Below are 15,297 nucleotides of genomic sequence, written 5' to 3'. Positions count from 1 at the left end.
GTGGCGACCCGTCCCCCGTCAGCGGGAGGTGCCCCCAGCGTCCGGCTCCGCCGCGCTTGCGATCGCCATGTTTAGGGAATTCCGCCGTCGGTCCGCAGGATCGAACCGGTGGTGAAACTGGATGCGTCGGAAGCCAGGAACAGCGCGGCTCCGACGACTTCGCGTGGGTCGCCGGCCCGTTTCAGGTGGAGATGGCCGAAGTTGTCGTTGCCGCTCAGATCCCACGCCTTGCTGACGTCGGTCAAGTACGGCCCGGCCATCAGTGTATTGACCCGTACCGTCGGCCCGAACGCCTGCGCCAGCCCCTCGGTCATCGCGTTGAGCCCGGCCTTGGCGGCCGCGTAGGGGATGATGCCGCCGTTCGGGCGCAGCGATCCGGTAGAGCTCACGTTGATGATAGAGCCGCTGCCCGCGGCCACCATGCGCTCGCCCACCAACGCCGACAACCGAAACGGCCCTTTGAGATTGAGGTTCACCACTGCGTCGAACAGCTTCTCGGTGACGTTGCTCAGCTTGTCGTAAACCGGTGACATGCCGGCGTTGTTGATCAGGGTGTCCACCTTGCCGAACCGTTCGTAGGTGGCGTCGACCAGGCCGTCGAGTTGGTCCCAGCGTCCGACGTGCACGCCAAAGGGCATAGCGGTGCGTCCGGTCTCGGCCTCGATCTCCTCGGCGGCGGCGACGCAGTTGTCGAAGTTGCGGCTGGCGATCACCACGTCGGCGCCGCAGTGGGCGGCGGCGAACGCCATTTCCCGTCCCAGTCCACGGCTGCCGCCGGTGATCAGTACCACGCGGTCGGTGAGGTCGAAAAGTTGGTCGGCATAACCCATTTCAGCGGCACCTCGCCGGCAGGCTGCGCGCCATCTCGGCGGCCGTCGCGATGAGCTGAAGGATCATCGGCCCGAAGGCGTCGGTGATCTTGGGGTCGACTTTTCCGGTGCGCACGCCCGCGGCGTAAGTCTTTTCCAGCACGATGCCGAGTTTCCAGTTGGCCAGCACCAGGTAGTAGTCGATGTTCTCGGTGGAAAGCCCGCTGACTTTCTCGTAGTGGCTGAGCAACTCGCTGCGCGTCGGCATGCCGTGCATGTCGAGATAAAATCCGTCGCCCTTGGGGTTTTCGCCGTCGTAGCCCAGCAGCGACCACGCGAGGTCCAGCAGCGGATCGCCGACCGTTGTCATCTCCCAGTCCACGATCGCGGCGAGTCGGGCCTGGCTGCCGTGCGCGAACATGACGTTGGCGAACTGGTAGTCGCCGTGCATGATGCCCGCGTTGTATTTTGCGGGCCGGTTGCGGCGCAACCAATCGGCGGCCTCGTTCAGGCCCGGCAACTCACGCACCCTGTAGGCGTCGAGAAACGCGAGCCAACGATCGACCTGCCGGTCGTGAAATCCGTCCGGGCGGCCGAAGCCCTCGAGTCCTTGGCTTCGCCAGTCCACCCTGCCCAGCTTGGCGGCGCCTTCGACGAGTTGGAATGCCAGCCCGCGTCGGGCGTCGAGATCGGTGTCGAACGGTGACTGCCAGCCGCCGTCCATCGGGCTCCATCCGTCGATTGCCTGCATCACGTAGAACGGCATGCCGAGCACCGTGCCGGTGTCGTCGGCGGCTATCAGCTCGGCGTGCGGCACGTCGGTCCCCGACAGCGCACGTACCAGTCGGATTTCGCGCAGCAAGCCGTCGATGCGGGCGGCGTCCGCGCGGGCGCCGGGCATCCGCAGTACCATCCGCTCGCCGCCGCGCGTAATCAGGTACAGCGTGTTCTGGGAACCGCCCTTGAGTTGTTCCAGCAGCGGTTCTTCGCCGCTTCCCGGCGCGTCGTTGGCGTCCAGCCATCGACCGAGAACGCCCGCGTCCAGTTGGGTTTCACCAGCAGTCGTCATTGTCCGCACACCCCACTCTCCGTGTGGAGAATAGCATTCTCCCCGATGCGGCTAGCCCGGCTTGTGCGCGCTGAGCAGGAAACCCGGCACCATGAAGTGCCCGTCGTCGTCGTGTTCGACGTTGGGCAACGCGGCATCAAGGGCAGCGTCGTTGCCGTAGACCTTCGCGGGGCGAACAGCGTCGACCTGCCATATCGTCGCGACGGCCTCTCGCAGTTCGTTTTCGGTGAAACCGCGCGGCCCGGGCCCATTTCGTTCTCCGAGCGCACCGGCGGCGAACGCCAGGATGTACAACGCCGCCCCGGGTGCGGCCGCCCGAAAGATCGACTGCAGATAGCCCCGGCGTCCCTCGGGCGGCAGAGCGTGGAACAGCCCGCTGTCCACGATGGTGGAGAAACGGCCGTCGTAGCCGCCAAAGCAGGTGACGTCGGCCTGCTTGAAAGTTGCTGTTGTCAGTCCTTGTTCGGCGGCGGCCGTGGCTGCGGCGTCGACCGCGGTCGCGCTGGCGTCCAGCCCGACGACTGTGTAGCCGCGCGCGGCGAGTGCCAGCGACAGGGCCGCGTGGCCACAACCGGAATCCAGCACATCGCCGCGGACCTTGCCTTGATCGATGAGCATCGCCAATGCGGGCTGCGGCCTTCCGATGCTCCACGGCGGCGGTGATTGCCGTCGGTAGGCGGCGTCCCAATCAATGTTCGGCTGGGTCATCTGTCCTCCTCGCGAATGGACCTCCTTGCAGATTAGGCGGCGGCCGCGCGCCGCAGCGGCGCGCGATGAGAAACTGCGAACCGGCCACCGACCTCCCGTCTGTAAGGGGACACCAACATGCAAGTGCTTCTGGTCCGGCATGCGTTGCCGCTGCGCAGCGAACACGGCCAGGGTTCCGACCCGGACCTGTCGGAAGAGGGGGTGGCCCAGATCGCGCGCCTGCCCGAGGCCCTTGCCAGGTTCCCGATCTCCCGAGTGGTCAGCAGTCCACAGCGGCGCGCCATCCAGACCGCGGAACCGGTCGCGGCGGCCCGGCAACTGTCCATCGAGATTGACGACCGGTTCGCCGAATATGATCGCGACCTTCCCGTCTATATCCCGGTCGAGCAGATCCGTCAGGAAAACCCCAAGGAGTGGGCGCGGTTGGCTCAGGGCCAGCTGCCCAGCGCGGTCGACGAACACGCGTTCCGAGCGCGGATCGTGGCGGCGGTGGACGACCTCGTCGCGTCTGGCGACCCCGACGACACCGTCGCGGTGTTCAGCCACGGCGGTGTGATCAACCTGCTCCTGCACGAAATCCTCGGGACGGCCCGGCTGTTGTCGTTTCCCGTCGACTACGCATCCGTGACTCGATTGTTGTACTCGCGGACCGGCCAGGCGACCGTGGCGGGAGTCAACGGGGTCGAACACGTGTGGGACCTGTTGCCGCGTAATCAGCGATGGTAAACAAGTTCGGTGACTTCGGCTGATCGACTCGACGGGCTAGACCTGCCCGCGTTGGACCGGTATCTGCGTTCGCTCGGCATCGAACGCGACGGCGAATTGCGCGGGGACTTCATCTCCGGCGGCCGTTCCAACCTGACGTTCCGCGTCTACGACGACAAAACGAACTGGCTGGTGCGGCGTCCACCGCTACACGGGCTGACCCCGTCGGCGCACGACATGGCCCGCGAATACAAAGTGGTGGCGGCACTGCAGGACACGCCCGTGCCGGTGGCTCGCGCGGTCGCGCTGTGCGAGGACGACTCGGTGCTGGGCGCGCCGTTCCAGATCGTCGAGTTCGTCGCCGGCCAAGTGGTTCGTCGCCGCACTCAACTCGAAGCCTTCAACCACACCGTGATCGACAAGTGCGTCGACTCATTGGTCCGGGTGCTGGTGGACTTGCACAACGTCGACCCGAATGCCGTGGGACTGGCCGATTTCGGCAAGCCGACCGGCTATCTGGGGCGCCAAGTGCGCCGCTGGGGCTCGCAATGGGAACTGGTACGGCTGCCCGACGACCATCGTGACGCCGACGTCGAACGCTTGCATTCCGGTCTGCAGCAAGCCATTCCGCAGCAGAGCCGCACCTCGATCGTGCATGGCGACTACCGGATCGACAACACCATCCTGGACGCCGACGACCCGACGCGGGTGCGCGCCGTGGTGGACTGGGAGCTCTCGACGCTCGGGGATCCGCTTTCCGACGCGGCCCTGATGTGTGTGTACCGCGACCCGGCACTGGACCTGATCGTCAATGCGCAAGCCGCTTGGACGTCGCCGCTGCTGCCCACGGCCGACGAGCTGGCCGACCGGTACTCGCTCGTCTCCGGATTGCCGCTGGCGCATTGGGAGTTCTACATGGCGTTGGGCTACTTCAAGCTCGCTATCATCGCCGCCGGCATCGACTTCCGCCGGCGCATGTCGGATCAGGCCAGCGGTAAAGACAGCGAGCACATGCCCGAGGTCGTCGCGCCGCTGATCTCCCGCGGGCTCGGAGAACTGGCCAAGCTACCCGGCTAGCGGCGCAACGCCGCGGCGTGCTGCTTCTTGGCGACGCGGCGCAACTGCAGGATCCGCCCGGTGCCGACGGCCACGGTGAGCAGCCCGCCGGCCACCGCCGCCAGCAGAATCGCCACACCCAGTGGCAGGCTCCAATGCCACCCCAGGAACTGGAACGGCGTCGACGTCGTGTTCTGGGTGATGAAAACCAGCAACAAAATCAGGATCAAGAAGCCCGCGATCAACGCTGACCACAAGGCCCCGGCTCGGGTGAACCCGATGGCCGGTTCCTTGGGTTTCGTACCTGCGTGGGACGGCGGAGGAGGCGCTGGGGCCGGGCTAGGGGGAGGCGCCGCAGGGGGCTTAGGGGGAGACGCCGGAGTCGGCTTAGGCGGCTGGTTGCCGGGCGAGCCAGGGTTGGTGCTGCTCATAGATCTATCTTTGTCCCATCCCGCCCAGAATGAAACCAAACCAGGCAAACCGCGTGTTTGTGGCCGCAGCGCCCGGCCGGTTCTGCCGTTACTGTCAGCGTTATGAGGATGCTGCGGCGTCTGCGTGGCGCGATCGTCCCCGCGGCAGTGTGCTTGTTGATCGCGTGCCTGGTCACGTCCTGCAGCAATTCGGATCCGCTGGCGCCGCAGATCCGCAGCATGAGATCCATCGTTGTCGGGTCCGCTGACTTCCCGGAGTCCCAGATCATTGCCGAGATCTATGCACAAACGTTGCAGGCCAACGGTTTCGATGTGGGACGGCGGATGGGTATCGGCAGCCGCGAAACGTATGTCCCCGCGCTCAAAGACCATTCCATCGATTTGGTGCCGGAATATGTCGGCAATCTGCTGCGGTACTTCGCCCCCCACTCGGCGGCCACCATGCTCGACACGGTGGAATTAGAGCTCTACCAGAAATTGCCGGGTGACCTGTCGATTCTGACGCCGTCACCGGCTTCCGATACCGACACGGTCAGCGTCACCGACGCGACCGCCGCCGCGTGGCACCTCAAGACGATCGCCGACCTGGCGGGCCACTCACCGAACGTAAAATTCGGGGCACCCTCGGCTTTCGAGAATCGCCCGTCCGGCCTGCCCGGGCTGCGGCAGAAGTATTCGCTCAACATCAGTCCCGGCAACTTCATCGCGATCAACGACAGTGGCGGTGCGGTGACCGTCCGCGCGTTGCTGGAGGGAAAGGTGAACGCGGCCAACATCTTCACCACTTCGCCGGCGATTCCGCAAAACCATTTGGTCGTGCTCGAGGACCCGCAACACAATTTCGTCGCCGGCAACATCGTGCCGCTGGTGAATTCCCAGAAGAAATCCGATCGGCTCAAGGAAGTCCTGGATGCGGTCTCGGCGAAGCTGACCACCGCGGGCGTGGCCGGACTCAACGCCGCCGTCGCCGGCAATTCTGGCATTGATCCTAACCAGGCAGCACGAAACTGGGTGCGGGACAACGGCTTCAATCATCCGATCGCGCAATGATGACCGGTTGGAAGGTTACGCGTTGATCGTCTTCGAGAAGGTCAGCAAGGAGTTCGCCGACGGTACCACCGCCGTTGACCAGCTGAGTCTGGTGATCCCGAGCGGCAAGCTGACGGTTTTCGTCGGCTCCTCCGGGAGCGGCAAAACCACCGCGCTGCGGATGATCAACCGGATGATCGAGCCGACCTCCGGCACGATCACGGTCGACGGAGAGGACGTCGCGGGCGTCAACCCGGTGCAGCTGCGGCTCGGAATCGGTTACGTGATCCAGCATGCCGGGCTGATGCCGCATCAGCGGGTCATCGACAACGTCGCGACGGTACCGGTGTTGCGCGGGCAGTCGCGCCGGGCAGCCCGCAAGGCGGCCTACGAGGTGCTCGAACGCGTCGGGCTGGACGCCAAGCTCGCCAACCGCTATCCGGCGCAGCTTTCCGGCGGTGAACAACAACGCATCGGCGTGGCACGGGCGCTGGCCGCCGATCCGCCAATCCTGTTGATGGACGAACCATTCTCGGCGGTCGACCCCGTGGTTCGTCTCGAGCTGCAAAACGAAATACTGCGCCTGCAAAACGAATTGCACAAAACCATCGTGTTCGTCACACACGATATCGACGAGGCGCTCAAACTCGCCGACCAAGTCGCGATCTTCGGCCGCGGCGGCGTGCTGCAGCAGTACGACGAACCCACCCAACTACTTTCGCGGCCGGCCAACGACTTCGTATCGAGATTCATCGGCCTCGGCCGCGGCTACCGGTGGCTGCAACTGATCGACGCGAACGGCCTGCCGTTGCACGCCGTCGACACACTCCCGGCCAGCGGCCTGACCAATCGTGAGCTCGTCGGGTGGGCGGTGGTCGTCGACGACGACGGGCTCCCGGTGGGCTGGATCGATGGCGAGGGCCTGCGGCGGCACTGCGGCGGTGCGTCGTTGGCCGACAGCATGAGCGGCATCGGGGCCCTGTTCCGTCCCGGCAGCAATCTCAGCCACGCGCTGGACGCGGCGCTGTCGTCTCCCTCGACAGTGGGGATCGCCGTCGACGAGGACGGCAAGGTCATCGGCGGGGTGCTGGCCGCCGACGTGCTGGCCGCGGTCGAATCCCAGCGGCGGAGTTGACCATGCACTATCTGCTTACCCACCTGAACGACGCCTGGACGCTGACCGTGATCCACCTGCGGATGGCGTTGATACCGGTGCTGATCGGACTGCTGATCGCTCTGCCACTGGGAGTGCTGGTGCAACGCGCACCGATTCCGCGACGGCTGACGACGGCGACCGCCAGTGTGGTGTTCACCGTCCCGTCCCTGGCGTTGTTCGTGGTGCTGCCGGTGATCATCGGAACCCGGATCCTGGACGAGGCCAACGTGCTCGTGGCACTGACGGCCTACACCGCGGCGTTGATGGTGCGCGCGGTCCTGGAGGCGCTGGACGCGGTACCTGCCCAGGTGCTTGACGCCGCCACCGCCGTCGGCTATTCGCGTCTCAAGCGGATTCTGAAAGTTGAACTGCCGCTGTCGGTCCCGGTCATGGTCGCGGGGCTGCGCGTCGTCGTGGTGACCAATATCGCGATGGTCTCGGTGGGTTCGGTGATCGGGATCGGCGGTCTGGGAACCTGGTTCACCGAGGGCTACGCGACCGACAAGAGCGATCAGATCCTGGCCGGCATCATCGCGCTGTTCGTGTTGGCGGTCGTCATCGACATGGTGATCGTGCTGGTCGGCCGCCTGGCCACGCCGTGGTCTCGCGCCGGGGCCGCCGCGCGCCGGCGGCGGGTGGTGGCCCCGGTGGTGGGTGGCGCGCGATGAACTTCGTCCAGGGCGCCGTTTCCTATCTGCTCACCGTGGACAACTGGACCGGTCCGGTCGGTCTCGCGGCGCGCATTTTGGAGCATGTGGAGTACACCGCCATCGCGGTGGGTGCGTCGGCGCTGATCGCGGTCCCGATCGGGATGATCATCGGCCATACCGGCCGCGGCACGCTGCTCGTCGTGGGCGCGGTCAACGGGCTGCGCTCACTGCCCACCCTCGGGGTCCTGCTGCTGGGCGTGCTGTTGTTCGGGCTGGGGCTCGGGCCGCCGCTGGTTGCCCTGATGCTGCTCGGTATCCCGTCGCTGTTGGCCGGTACCTATGCGGGCATCGCCAACGTCGACCCGGTTGTGGTGGACGCCGCCCGGGCGATGGGCATGACCGAGGCGCAGGTGCTGCTGCGGGTCGAGGTGCCCAACGCGATGCCATTGATGCTCGGCGGGCTGCGCAACGCGACGTTGCAGGTGGTCGCCACCGCAACCGTGGCCGCCTATGCCAGCCTCGGCGGGCTGGGCCGTTACCTGATCGACGGCATCAAAGAGCGCGAATTCCAACTCGCTCTGGTCGGTGCGCTGATGGTTGCGGCGTTGGCGCTGATTCTCGACGGCCTGCTCGCGATGGCGGTCTGGGCCTCGGTGCCCGGCACCGGACGGTTACGCAGGCCTCATCGGCGCGAGGATGTGACGGTGACCCCAGTTGCCGACCAGCCTGCCGCGGCGAGTGGCCACGTCTTACGGTAGGGAGTGTGAACAGCCCCCCTGACCCGACTCAACACGTCTGGCCCGCGATGCTGACCTGGCGCGCGCCGGATATCTCCCGTATGGAATCGGTTCGAGTGCAGGTGTCCGGCAAGCGAATTAAGGCGACCGGACGCATCGTCGCCGCGGCTACCGCGACGAACCCGGGCTTCGGCGCCTTCTACGAAGTGCAGACCGACGAGAGCGGAGCCACCAAGAGGTTCGGGCTGACGATCACCCTCGCCGAGCGGGAACGCCAGCTCGCGATTGCCCGCGACGAAGAGAACATGTGGATGGTCACCGACCACCAAGGGGAGCGACGCGAGGCCTACAACGGTGCACTCGACGTCGACGTGGTGTTCAGCCCGTTCTTCAATGCACTGCCCATCCGGCGGCTGGGGCTACACGAGCGGGCGGAAACCATCACATTGCCCGTGGTCTACGTCAACGTGCCGGACATGACCGTCACCGCGGCGACGGTGAGCTATACCGGGCAAGGTGGCCCCGAAGGGATCAAGCTGCATTCCCCGGTCGCCGACACCACCGTCAGCGTCGACTCCGACGGGTTCATCGTGGACTATCCCGGATTGGCAGAGCGGATCTGATCACTCCGCCCGCGCGCCCGGCGGCGGCCAGCTCCTCGCGCCAGTTGTCCGCGCCGATCACGACCGTGAAGATGTCAGAGCGCGGGAACCGGTCGTAGCGGATTCGCGCGGCATGGCCGGCCTCGACGAGTTCGGCCACCGAGTTGTCCCAGTCCAGCGAGTCACGGGCGCGGCCGAGCAGGTCGATCACGCGGTCCACGGCTGTGAGTAGGTGGCGGGCATTGGCTTCACACATGGCGCGCACCAGGTCCGGGGCGCTGCCCGCCACCCGGGTTCCATCCCGGAATGACCCGGCCGCCAGTGCGAAGGCCAACGGCACCTCCGCGGCCGTCACCGCCAACGCCTCGGCAAGCAGGTGCGGTAGATGCGAGATGGCGGCCGCCGCGGCGTCGTGCTCGTCGGATTTGGCCGGCACCACCACCGAGCCGCAGTCCAGCGCCAGGGTCATCACCATCCACCACACCACCGGATCCACGTAGTCGTCGACGCTGACTACCCACGGTGCCGCCGTGAACAATCCGGCGTGGCCGGCCGCCCACCCCGAGCTCTCGGTCCCGGTCATCGGGTGGCCGCCGACAAATCGGTCCCGCAGGCCGGCCGCTACGACCTCGTCGAGCACCGCCGTTTTGACGCTGGTGACGTCGGTGAGCGGACACTTGGGGGCCAATTCGCTGACATGGGCGAGCATCGTCGGCAGGGCGGGCATCGGCACAGCCAACACGATCAAGGCTCCGGTATCGGCGGCGCGGGTCAACGCGTCGGTCAGCTCGGTTGTGGCGGCAAAGCCGTCGGCGAGCGCTCCGTGGGCACCTTCCACCGACCGGTTGTAGCCGAACACTTCACGGCCGGCGGCCGCGGCCGCCCGCATGATCGAACCGCCGATAAGTCCCAACCCCAGCACGCACACCGGGGTCTTCGTCGGAGTCCACGCCACAGTCCAAGGTTGGCACAGTTAGATGGACAACGGCCGTCCGAGGTCGCCTCGCCGGTTTGCGCTGTCTGGTCAAGCCGCCTGGTCAGCGACTAGCGTAGGCGCCCATGGGACGAGAGCGGGCCGCAACGCAAGGCCCGTCCGTGGACACACCGGACGGCTTTGGCGTCGCCGTCGTACGCGAAGAGGGCCAATGGCGTTGTTCTGTGCTGGCTCCCAAATCGCTGACGAGTCTGGCTGCCGCCGAGACAGAACTGCGTGAACTGCGCAGCGCGGGAGCAGTCTTTGGGCTCCTCGACATCGACGACGAGTTCTTCGTGATCGTGCGCCCGGCGCCGTCGGGAACCCGGCTGCTGCTGTCGGATGCGACAGCAGCACTGGACTACGACATCGCCGCCGAAGTTCTGGACAGCCTGGACGCCGACATCGATCCCGAGGACCTGGAGGATTCGGAGCCGTTCGAAGAAGGCGACCTCGGATTGTTGTCCGACATCGGGTTGCCCGAGGCGGTGCTGGGCGTCATCCTCGACGAGAGCGACCTCTACGCCGACGAGCAATTGGGTCGCATCGCCCGCGAGATGGGCTTCGCCGACCAGCTGTCGGCGGTGGTCGACCGCCTCAATCGGTGATCAATGACGACGAACTGATCCGCGCCGCGCTGGAAGCCGCCGCAACGGCGGGCCCCCGCGACGTGCCCATCGGCGCGGTGGTCGTCGCTGCTGACGGAACTGAACTCGCCCGGGCGGTGAATGCCCGTGAGGCCCTCGGTGATCCGACTGCGCACGCGGAAGTATTGGCGATGCGCGCGGCGGCTACAGCGCTCGGTGACGGGTGGCGGCTGGAGGGGGCCACGCTGGCCGTCACCGTCGAACCCTGCACGATGTGCGCGGGTGCCCTGGTCCTGGCCCGCGTCGCCCGGTTGGTGTTCGGCGCGTGGGAACCGAAGACCGGAGCGGTCGGCTCGCTGTGGGACGTAGTTCGCGACCGTCGGCTCAATCACCGCCCCGAGGTGCGCGGTGGTGTACTCGCGCGGGAGTGCGCCGCGCCGCTGGAGGAGTTCTTCGCCCGCCAGCGATTGGGGTGAGTGGGTGCTGGTTGGGTAAGCTGCTCGGCGGTGGCGTGTCCGAGCGGCCTAAGGAGCACGCCTCGAAAGCGTGTGACGGCTAAAACCGTCCGAGGGTTCAAATCCCTCCGCCACCGCCACAACTACCGGCGCGAAAGCGCGGGTAGAGCTTGACCAAGTGGATCCGAACGATGCGCGTCGGCATCTATCCACCACCTCCCGTCGGTGCCGTTGCCGGCGGCGCTTGACCAAGATCCGCGTCAGGCACCGGTGCCGGTGGCGGGCCAGGAAGCGGGATACCCGGCGGCGGCCCGGGCAGGGGAAGCGCATTGGGATCGACCCACGGCGGCCGCACGGGGTTATCCAACGGGTCGAGGGTGTACTTCAAGCGGTACGGGTCGCCGGGCTCGGGTGGTATGGGCATATCCGGCTGTCCCCAGTGGGTTCCCAACAGCAATCCCCGCTTGAGCCGTGGAATCGTCAGGTCTAATTCGGCAGTGATGTTGAAGTAGTCGCCTCGGACCGCGCGGTCGACGAAGTTCTGGGTGAACGGGAACACGAACCCGGCCGCGATCGCCGTGCCGAACTCCGGTCCGACGTCGGCGAGCGCTTTGATGGTCGGTTCCAGGTTTTTGAGGTTCTTGACCAGGTCGGCCTGGGCGTCGTTGACCAACCGGGTGGCGGTATTGCTGAACACCCGAAGGTGCTCCAGAGCGGCCGTCAGGCGCGGGCGCTCCTTGAGCAACACATCAAGCGCGGGCGGAATCTTGTGCAGCGCCTCGGTGATGACGTCGCGTTGACCGGCGAAGGTGGCCGCAAGCCGGTTCAGCGCCTCAATCGAGTCAACGAGGTTGTCCCGCTGATCATCCAGAGTTCCCACGAACGTGTCGAGGCGAGTAATCAGATCACGAAACGCGCCCTCGTGCCCCGACAGGGCGGCCGAGAAATTATGGACGATCTCCCCGATCTGTCCCAGCCCCCCGCCGTTGACGACCGCGCCCAGCGACGACAGCGTCTGCTCCGTCGACGGGTAGGCGGTCGACCGGCTCAGCGGGATGGTCGCCCCCGGCTGCAGCCGCCCGCTTCCCGACTGGCCCAGCGGCGTATTGAGCTCCACATGCATCGTCCCCAGCAGGCTGGTCTGACCGACGCTGGCTATCACGTTGGCCGGCACGACGACATCGCGCTTGACCGAGATCTCGACGTCGGCGTGCCAACCTTGCACCCGCATCGCACCGACACTGCCGACCACGACATCGTCGATCATCACCGGCGAATTCGATTCCATCGTCCCGACATTCGGCAGCTCGACGTGGTAGACGTTAGCCCCCGGCCCACGGCCGACCGCCCCCGGCAGCGGTAGCGAATTCAGGCCATGGAATTCGCATCCCGTCGCCGACAACACCACACAACAACCGATGGTGACCACCCGCCGAACCGCGGCCCGCGTGATTAACGTTGCCGCACTTGCGGTTTCAAACCGGTCGAAGGGGCGACGCCCGGGGTGATCCGTCACTTTCCTTTTCCTAACCTCTCCTACCCGGACAGGTCGAAGTTGCCGTTGGAGCCGCCGAAATACATGTGGATCAGCAGGATGTATTCCTTTCCGGTGTGATTACGGCGGGATCAGTGGGCCTATCGGTGTGGTGGTCGTCGCGGCGACGAGCAGTCCGGCAAGCTCGGCCGGCCGGCTCAGGAACGGCGAATGCGAGGAGTCGATGGTCAGTGGTTCGACGCCAAGGCGCTTGATCACCACATCGGAGAGCCACCGTGGCTTGGAGCGATCCTGCAGGCACAGGATGTAGCTGCGAGGCAGGTCGGCTGCCCAGAAACGGGGTACCGATACGGGTGTGGTCGTCGTGTCGCCGAACCGTTCCGGGCACAAGCGCTCAAACGCCCATCGTGCGGTTTGCTCGTCGCAGTCGTGGTAGAAGTATTTCCACGCGCCTTCGAAGGTGGCGAAGCTCATGGCGCCGTCGTCGCCGAAATGCAAGTGGCCGAACATCTCTCCGACGTCGGCGTCAAACGAACCGTCCTCGGAGTCGCGCATCGCCATCGCCTCGGGGTAGGTGCGGCCCTCGCGAGGCAACCCGGCGGCCAGGTAAACGATGTGGGCGACGAGGTCACTGGCTGCGTCTGCGGCCAAGGTGATGTCGAAACCACCTCCGGAGTGGCCGACCAGGACATCTCCTGGCCGTAGAACGCCAACGATGGCGTCGCGTCGGTTGGCAAGCGTGGATTCCTCGTGAAGGCGCGTGCCGTGGCCGGGAATGTCGACGGCCACCGCGTCGTGCCCGAGGCGGTGGAGTTCGAGAATGGTCCGCTCCCAGCACCATGCAGCGTGAAAGCCACCGTGCACGAGGACGAAACGCATAGATCCTTCCTTCCCGGCCCAGGTGCGTCGAGGCCGAAGCGGTCGATGCCGAGCAACCCGCTAGTTCGTGCCGCAGTGTGCACATCCCCGACGCGGACATCGCTTGCGCGGGCCGGGGATTGGTGCGCACCCTCGCCGGAGTCGGCGACGCGGTGACCCATGAGCCCAGACCGTAACACGATTTCTACAAATGTAGGAAAAAAATCCTACGTTTGTAGAAATACATACGCGTACAGGGACATGCCGATTTGCCGTGCCCTTCGGTCAGAACTAGCCGTTGTGCACGTGGTGGGTAGCGGCGACTCCGGCAACCAGCGCGTGCAGCAACTGGGTGAGTTCCTCGGCGCTGTCGACGCCCGGATGTCCGAATACCTGCCGGACGATTACGCCGTTGATGAAGGTGGTGATCGCGCGGGCCTGCTTTTCCACGAGAGCGCGATCGACAGGGCCGGGCTGCAGCTGTGTGACCGCCTGTTCACTCAGCGCTACGAAACCCGCAATCGCATCCTGAATGGCGCCCTGCAGCACGTCGTCTCGGTGCGCATGCAACGCCAGTTCGTAGCGCGCCCGCGACCGAGCTAGGCCGGGGCCGGTCGCCGAATGAACGACCATTTCGGCGAGTACCGACAAAGTTGTGGCCGTCGCTACGGCATCTGGCGCAGCGCACCGCAGCATGATGGCTTCGAAATCGACGGCGTCCAGCTCGGCCACGCGCTCAGCTGTTGCGCGGAGCAACGCCGAGCGGGTGCGAAAATACGATGACGTCGTGCCGTCGGGCAGCCCTGCCTGTCGCTCCACCCGGCGATGTGTGAGCCCCTTGGCGCCTTCGTCGGCAAGGAGTTGGATCGCGGCATCACACAGAATGCGGCGGCGCCCCTCGACATCAGCTTTCCGCTTCATAGCAACGCGGGCAGTGTATCTCAGCCAATTGTGTTCCGAGAGGTCACGGCCGCACTGGAATCTGTGGCCTTCCGCCGTGGTGGCGCTTCAGTCACGCTCCGTTTCACTCCCGGCTTTGCCTGGCCGGTGCGTCGCGCGGAACGCTCAAGGGTGCACGCCGGCTAACGGAATATCGGCGGGCTTAATCCGCTCATCCAACGCTGAGTCGACGCGCTGGGCCAACGGTGGCTGGCCAACGCCTAATCCCGCCGTGACCGCTAAAGCTGCATCGGTTAGTTCTCGGGGGACGGCTGAAAATCCCAACCCGGATCGGCATTCCACCCCGGATCCGATGGGTCGTCTGCGGCGAATCCGCTGCCCGCCAGCTGCCCCGCACCCCACGCGATAGCGGTCTCGGCAGCTCCGGGCACCGCGACGCCGAGCCCCGAGAGCGCCGCGATGGTTGCGGCACCGGCGAAGATCACGTGCACCGCCCGGATTTGTGGACGCCGACTGCCGGCTGAGTGTGTTTCATGCTCCGGGTGGTTGCCGGCGCCTTGAACGCTGCCTGCGGCGACACCGTGGTCGGTCGGGTCGGCGGTGAGGAATTCTTGATCGCCGACATCGTGACAGCAGAGCAGAAGGTCGGGTGGGGTCGACACCTCTGTGACGCCGTGGCCGGAACCAACGCCCCCGTGACCGCTAGCGTCGGAATCGCCACCCTGGCGTTGCGCAGCATCGTTTCCGACTTTGCGGATCAAGCTTTTCGCCGGTTGGTTGCTCACGCCGACAACGCAATGTACGAAGCCAAACGGTGCGGGAGCAACCAAATTCGCCACCACCAGATCGCGGTCTGAATCAGCGGCCAAGTCGCTGGGAGACGAGCTTGGCGAACTCGACCGTCGAGGGCGGACGGATTCGAGTTCCAGTGACACTAAACAGCGAGTCCACCATCGCGAACGGCAGCGTGGTGACGACCGCCCCGCGACGGTACTCCCGACAACTTCTCTGGCGATGTTGTGCAGCGAATCCGGATCGATTTTGTACGAATCAGTGACGTCCCGTCAGACACTGGGT

At 65.9% G+C, this 15,297-nt stretch carries 19 protein-coding genes, 1 tRNA gene and 1 pseudogene; 11 read left to right on the top strand and 10 right to left on the bottom strand.

Annotation, left to right across the window (positions count from 1 at the left end; all coding sequences use genetic code 11):
• Positions 1–71 precede the first annotated feature (71 nt).
• Genes OK015_RS00515 through OK015_RS00505 form a run of 3 tightly spaced genes read right to left on the bottom strand, consistent with a single transcriptional unit; the run spans position 72 to position 2,586 of the window.
• On the bottom strand, positions 72–830 hold the full coding sequence (locus OK015_RS00515) for an SDR family NAD(P)-dependent oxidoreductase (RefSeq protein WP_268128438.1): 759 nt from the start codon (positions 828–830) through the stop codon (positions 72–74).
• Between the two features lies 1 nt (position 831).
• On the bottom strand, positions 832–1,878 hold the full coding sequence (locus tag OK015_RS00510) for a phosphotransferase family protein (RefSeq protein ID WP_268128436.1): 1,047 nt from the start codon (positions 1,876–1,878) through the stop codon (positions 832–834).
• Between the two features lie 51 nt (positions 1,879–1,929).
• On the bottom strand, positions 1,930–2,586 hold the full coding sequence (locus tag OK015_RS00505) for a class I SAM-dependent methyltransferase (protein WP_268128434.1): 657 nt from the start codon (positions 2,584–2,586) through the stop codon (positions 1,930–1,932).
• A 117-nt stretch (positions 2,587–2,703) separates the two neighbouring features.
• Between OK015_RS00505 and OK015_RS00500 the strand changes: the two genes are divergently transcribed.
• Both OK015_RS00500 and OK015_RS00495 read left to right on the top strand, forming a co-directional pair.
• Entirely contained in the window at positions 2,704–3,312 is a 609-nt protein-coding gene (locus tag OK015_RS00500) for a histidine phosphatase family protein (RefSeq protein ID WP_268128433.1), read from the top strand.
• Between the two features lie 9 nt (positions 3,313–3,321).
• Positions 3,322–4,368 (top strand): phosphotransferase family protein, encoded by a 1,047-nt coding sequence (locus OK015_RS00495; protein WP_268128431.1) that lies wholly within the window; start codon positions 3,322–3,324, stop codon positions 4,366–4,368.
• Here the strand turns inward: OK015_RS00495 and OK015_RS00490 are convergent.
• Positions 4,365–4,778 carry a LapA family protein gene (locus OK015_RS00490; protein ID WP_268128429.1) on the bottom strand — a complete coding sequence of 138 codons (414 nt, stop codon included), beginning with the start codon at positions 4,776–4,778 and terminating at the stop codon, positions 4,365–4,367. The two genes, OK015_RS00495 and OK015_RS00490, sit on opposite strands and share 4 nt — an antisense overlap.
• A 102-nt stretch (positions 4,779–4,880) precedes the next feature.
• Here OK015_RS00490 and OK015_RS00485 point away from each other — a divergent pair, with 102 nt between their 5' ends.
• Genes OK015_RS00485 through OK015_RS00465 form a run of 5 tightly spaced genes read left to right on the top strand, consistent with a single transcriptional unit; the run spans position 4,881 to position 8,973 of the window.
• Positions 4,881–5,828 (top strand): ABC transporter substrate-binding protein, encoded by a 948-nt coding sequence (locus tag OK015_RS00485; RefSeq protein ID WP_268128427.1) that lies wholly within the window; start codon positions 4,881–4,883, stop codon positions 5,826–5,828.
• Positions 5,829–5,850: 22 nt separating this feature from the next.
• Positions 5,851–6,942 carry an ABC transporter ATP-binding protein gene (locus tag OK015_RS00480; protein WP_268132358.1) on the top strand — a complete coding sequence of 364 codons (1,092 nt, stop codon included), beginning with the start codon at positions 5,851–5,853 and terminating at the stop codon, positions 6,940–6,942.
• Positions 6,943–6,944: 2 nt separating this feature from the next.
• Complete coding sequence (locus OK015_RS00475) at positions 6,945–7,631, top strand: ABC transporter permease (RefSeq protein ID WP_268128425.1); 687 nt, start codon at positions 6,945–6,947, stop codon at positions 7,629–7,631.
• The gene (locus OK015_RS00470; protein WP_268128423.1) at positions 7,628–8,371 is read left to right on the top strand and encodes an ABC transporter permease; all 744 of its coding nucleotides are present in this window, start codon (positions 7,628–7,630) and stop codon (positions 8,369–8,371) included. Before OK015_RS00475 ends, OK015_RS00470 begins: the two co-directional genes overlap by 4 nt.
• Before the next feature lie 47 nt (positions 8,372–8,418).
• On the top strand, positions 8,419–8,973 hold the full coding sequence (locus OK015_RS00465; protein WP_442791256.1) for a putative glycolipid-binding domain-containing protein: 555 nt from the start codon (positions 8,419–8,421) through the stop codon (positions 8,971–8,973).
• Here the strand turns inward: OK015_RS00465 and OK015_RS00460 are convergent.
• The gene (locus tag OK015_RS00460) at positions 8,936–9,880 is read right to left on the bottom strand and encodes a prephenate dehydrogenase (protein ID WP_268132356.1); all 945 of its coding nucleotides are present in this window, start codon (positions 9,878–9,880) and stop codon (positions 8,936–8,938) included. The two genes, OK015_RS00465 and OK015_RS00460, sit on opposite strands and share 38 nt — an antisense overlap.
• A 131-nt stretch (positions 9,881–10,011) precedes the next feature.
• On the opposite strand from OK015_RS00460, the gene OK015_RS00455 reads away from it, so the two are divergent.
• The 3 genes from OK015_RS00455 to OK015_RS00445 all read left to right on the top strand — a co-directional run bounded on the left by OK015_RS00455 (position 10,012) and on the right by OK015_RS00445 (position 11,107).
• On the top strand, positions 10,012–10,533 hold the full coding sequence (locus tag OK015_RS00455; protein ID WP_268128420.1) for a tRNA adenosine deaminase-associated protein: 522 nt from the start codon (positions 10,012–10,014) through the stop codon (positions 10,531–10,533).
• On the top strand, positions 10,530–10,988 hold the full coding sequence (locus tag OK015_RS00450) for a nucleoside deaminase (RefSeq protein ID WP_268128418.1): 459 nt from the start codon (positions 10,530–10,532) through the stop codon (positions 10,986–10,988). Before OK015_RS00455 ends, OK015_RS00450 begins: the two co-directional genes overlap by 4 nt.
• A 29-nt stretch (positions 10,989–11,017) precedes the next feature.
• Positions 11,018–11,107: transfer RNA gene (locus OK015_RS00445), tRNA-Ser, on the top strand.
• A gap of 65 nt (positions 11,108–11,172) precedes the next feature.
• Here the strand turns inward: OK015_RS00445 and OK015_RS00440 are convergent.
• The 4 genes from OK015_RS00440 to OK015_RS00425 all read right to left on the bottom strand — a co-directional run bounded on the left by OK015_RS00440 (position 11,173) and on the right by OK015_RS00425 (position 14,711).
• Positions 11,173–12,420: an MCE family protein gene (locus tag OK015_RS00440; RefSeq protein WP_442791255.1), complete on the bottom strand. Its 1,248-nt coding sequence runs from the start codon at positions 12,418–12,420 to the stop codon at positions 11,173–11,175.
• A gap of 162 nt (positions 12,421–12,582) precedes the next feature.
• On the bottom strand, positions 12,583–13,341 hold the full coding sequence (locus OK015_RS00435) for an alpha/beta fold hydrolase (RefSeq protein WP_268128416.1): 759 nt from the start codon (positions 13,339–13,341) through the stop codon (positions 12,583–12,585).
• A 270-nt stretch (positions 13,342–13,611) separates the two neighbouring features.
• A complete protein-coding gene (locus OK015_RS00430; RefSeq protein ID WP_268128414.1) occupies positions 13,612–14,241 on the bottom strand; it encodes a TetR/AcrR family transcriptional regulator in 630 nt (209 codons plus the stop codon).
• 272 nt (positions 14,242–14,513) lie between these two features.
• Positions 14,514–14,711, bottom strand: a complete 198-nt coding sequence (locus tag OK015_RS00425; RefSeq protein WP_268128412.1) for a hypothetical protein — start codon at positions 14,709–14,711, stop codon at positions 14,514–14,516.
• Positions 14,712–14,753: 42 nt separating this feature from the next.
• Here OK015_RS00425 and OK015_RS00420 point away from each other — a divergent pair, with 42 nt between their 5' ends.
• Positions 14,754–15,077 carry a diguanylate cyclase domain-containing protein gene (locus OK015_RS00420; RefSeq protein ID WP_268128411.1) on the top strand — a complete coding sequence of 108 codons (324 nt, stop codon included), beginning with the start codon at positions 14,754–14,756 and terminating at the stop codon, positions 15,075–15,077.
• Position 15,078: 1 nt separating this feature from the next.
• On the opposite strand, the pseudogene OK015_RS29155 reads toward OK015_RS00420, so the two are convergent.
• Positions 15,079–15,216: pseudogene (locus OK015_RS29155) on the bottom strand (isomerase); the annotation flags it as partial.
• Positions 15,217–15,297: the final 81 nt, after the last annotated feature.

The organism is Mycobacterium sp. Aquia_216 (assembly GCF_026723865.1).
In the GTDB taxonomy this organism is placed as follows: domain Bacteria; phylum Actinomycetota; class Actinomycetes; order Mycobacteriales; family Mycobacteriaceae; genus Mycobacterium.
This window is presented reverse-complemented; position numbering and strand designations above follow the sequence as displayed.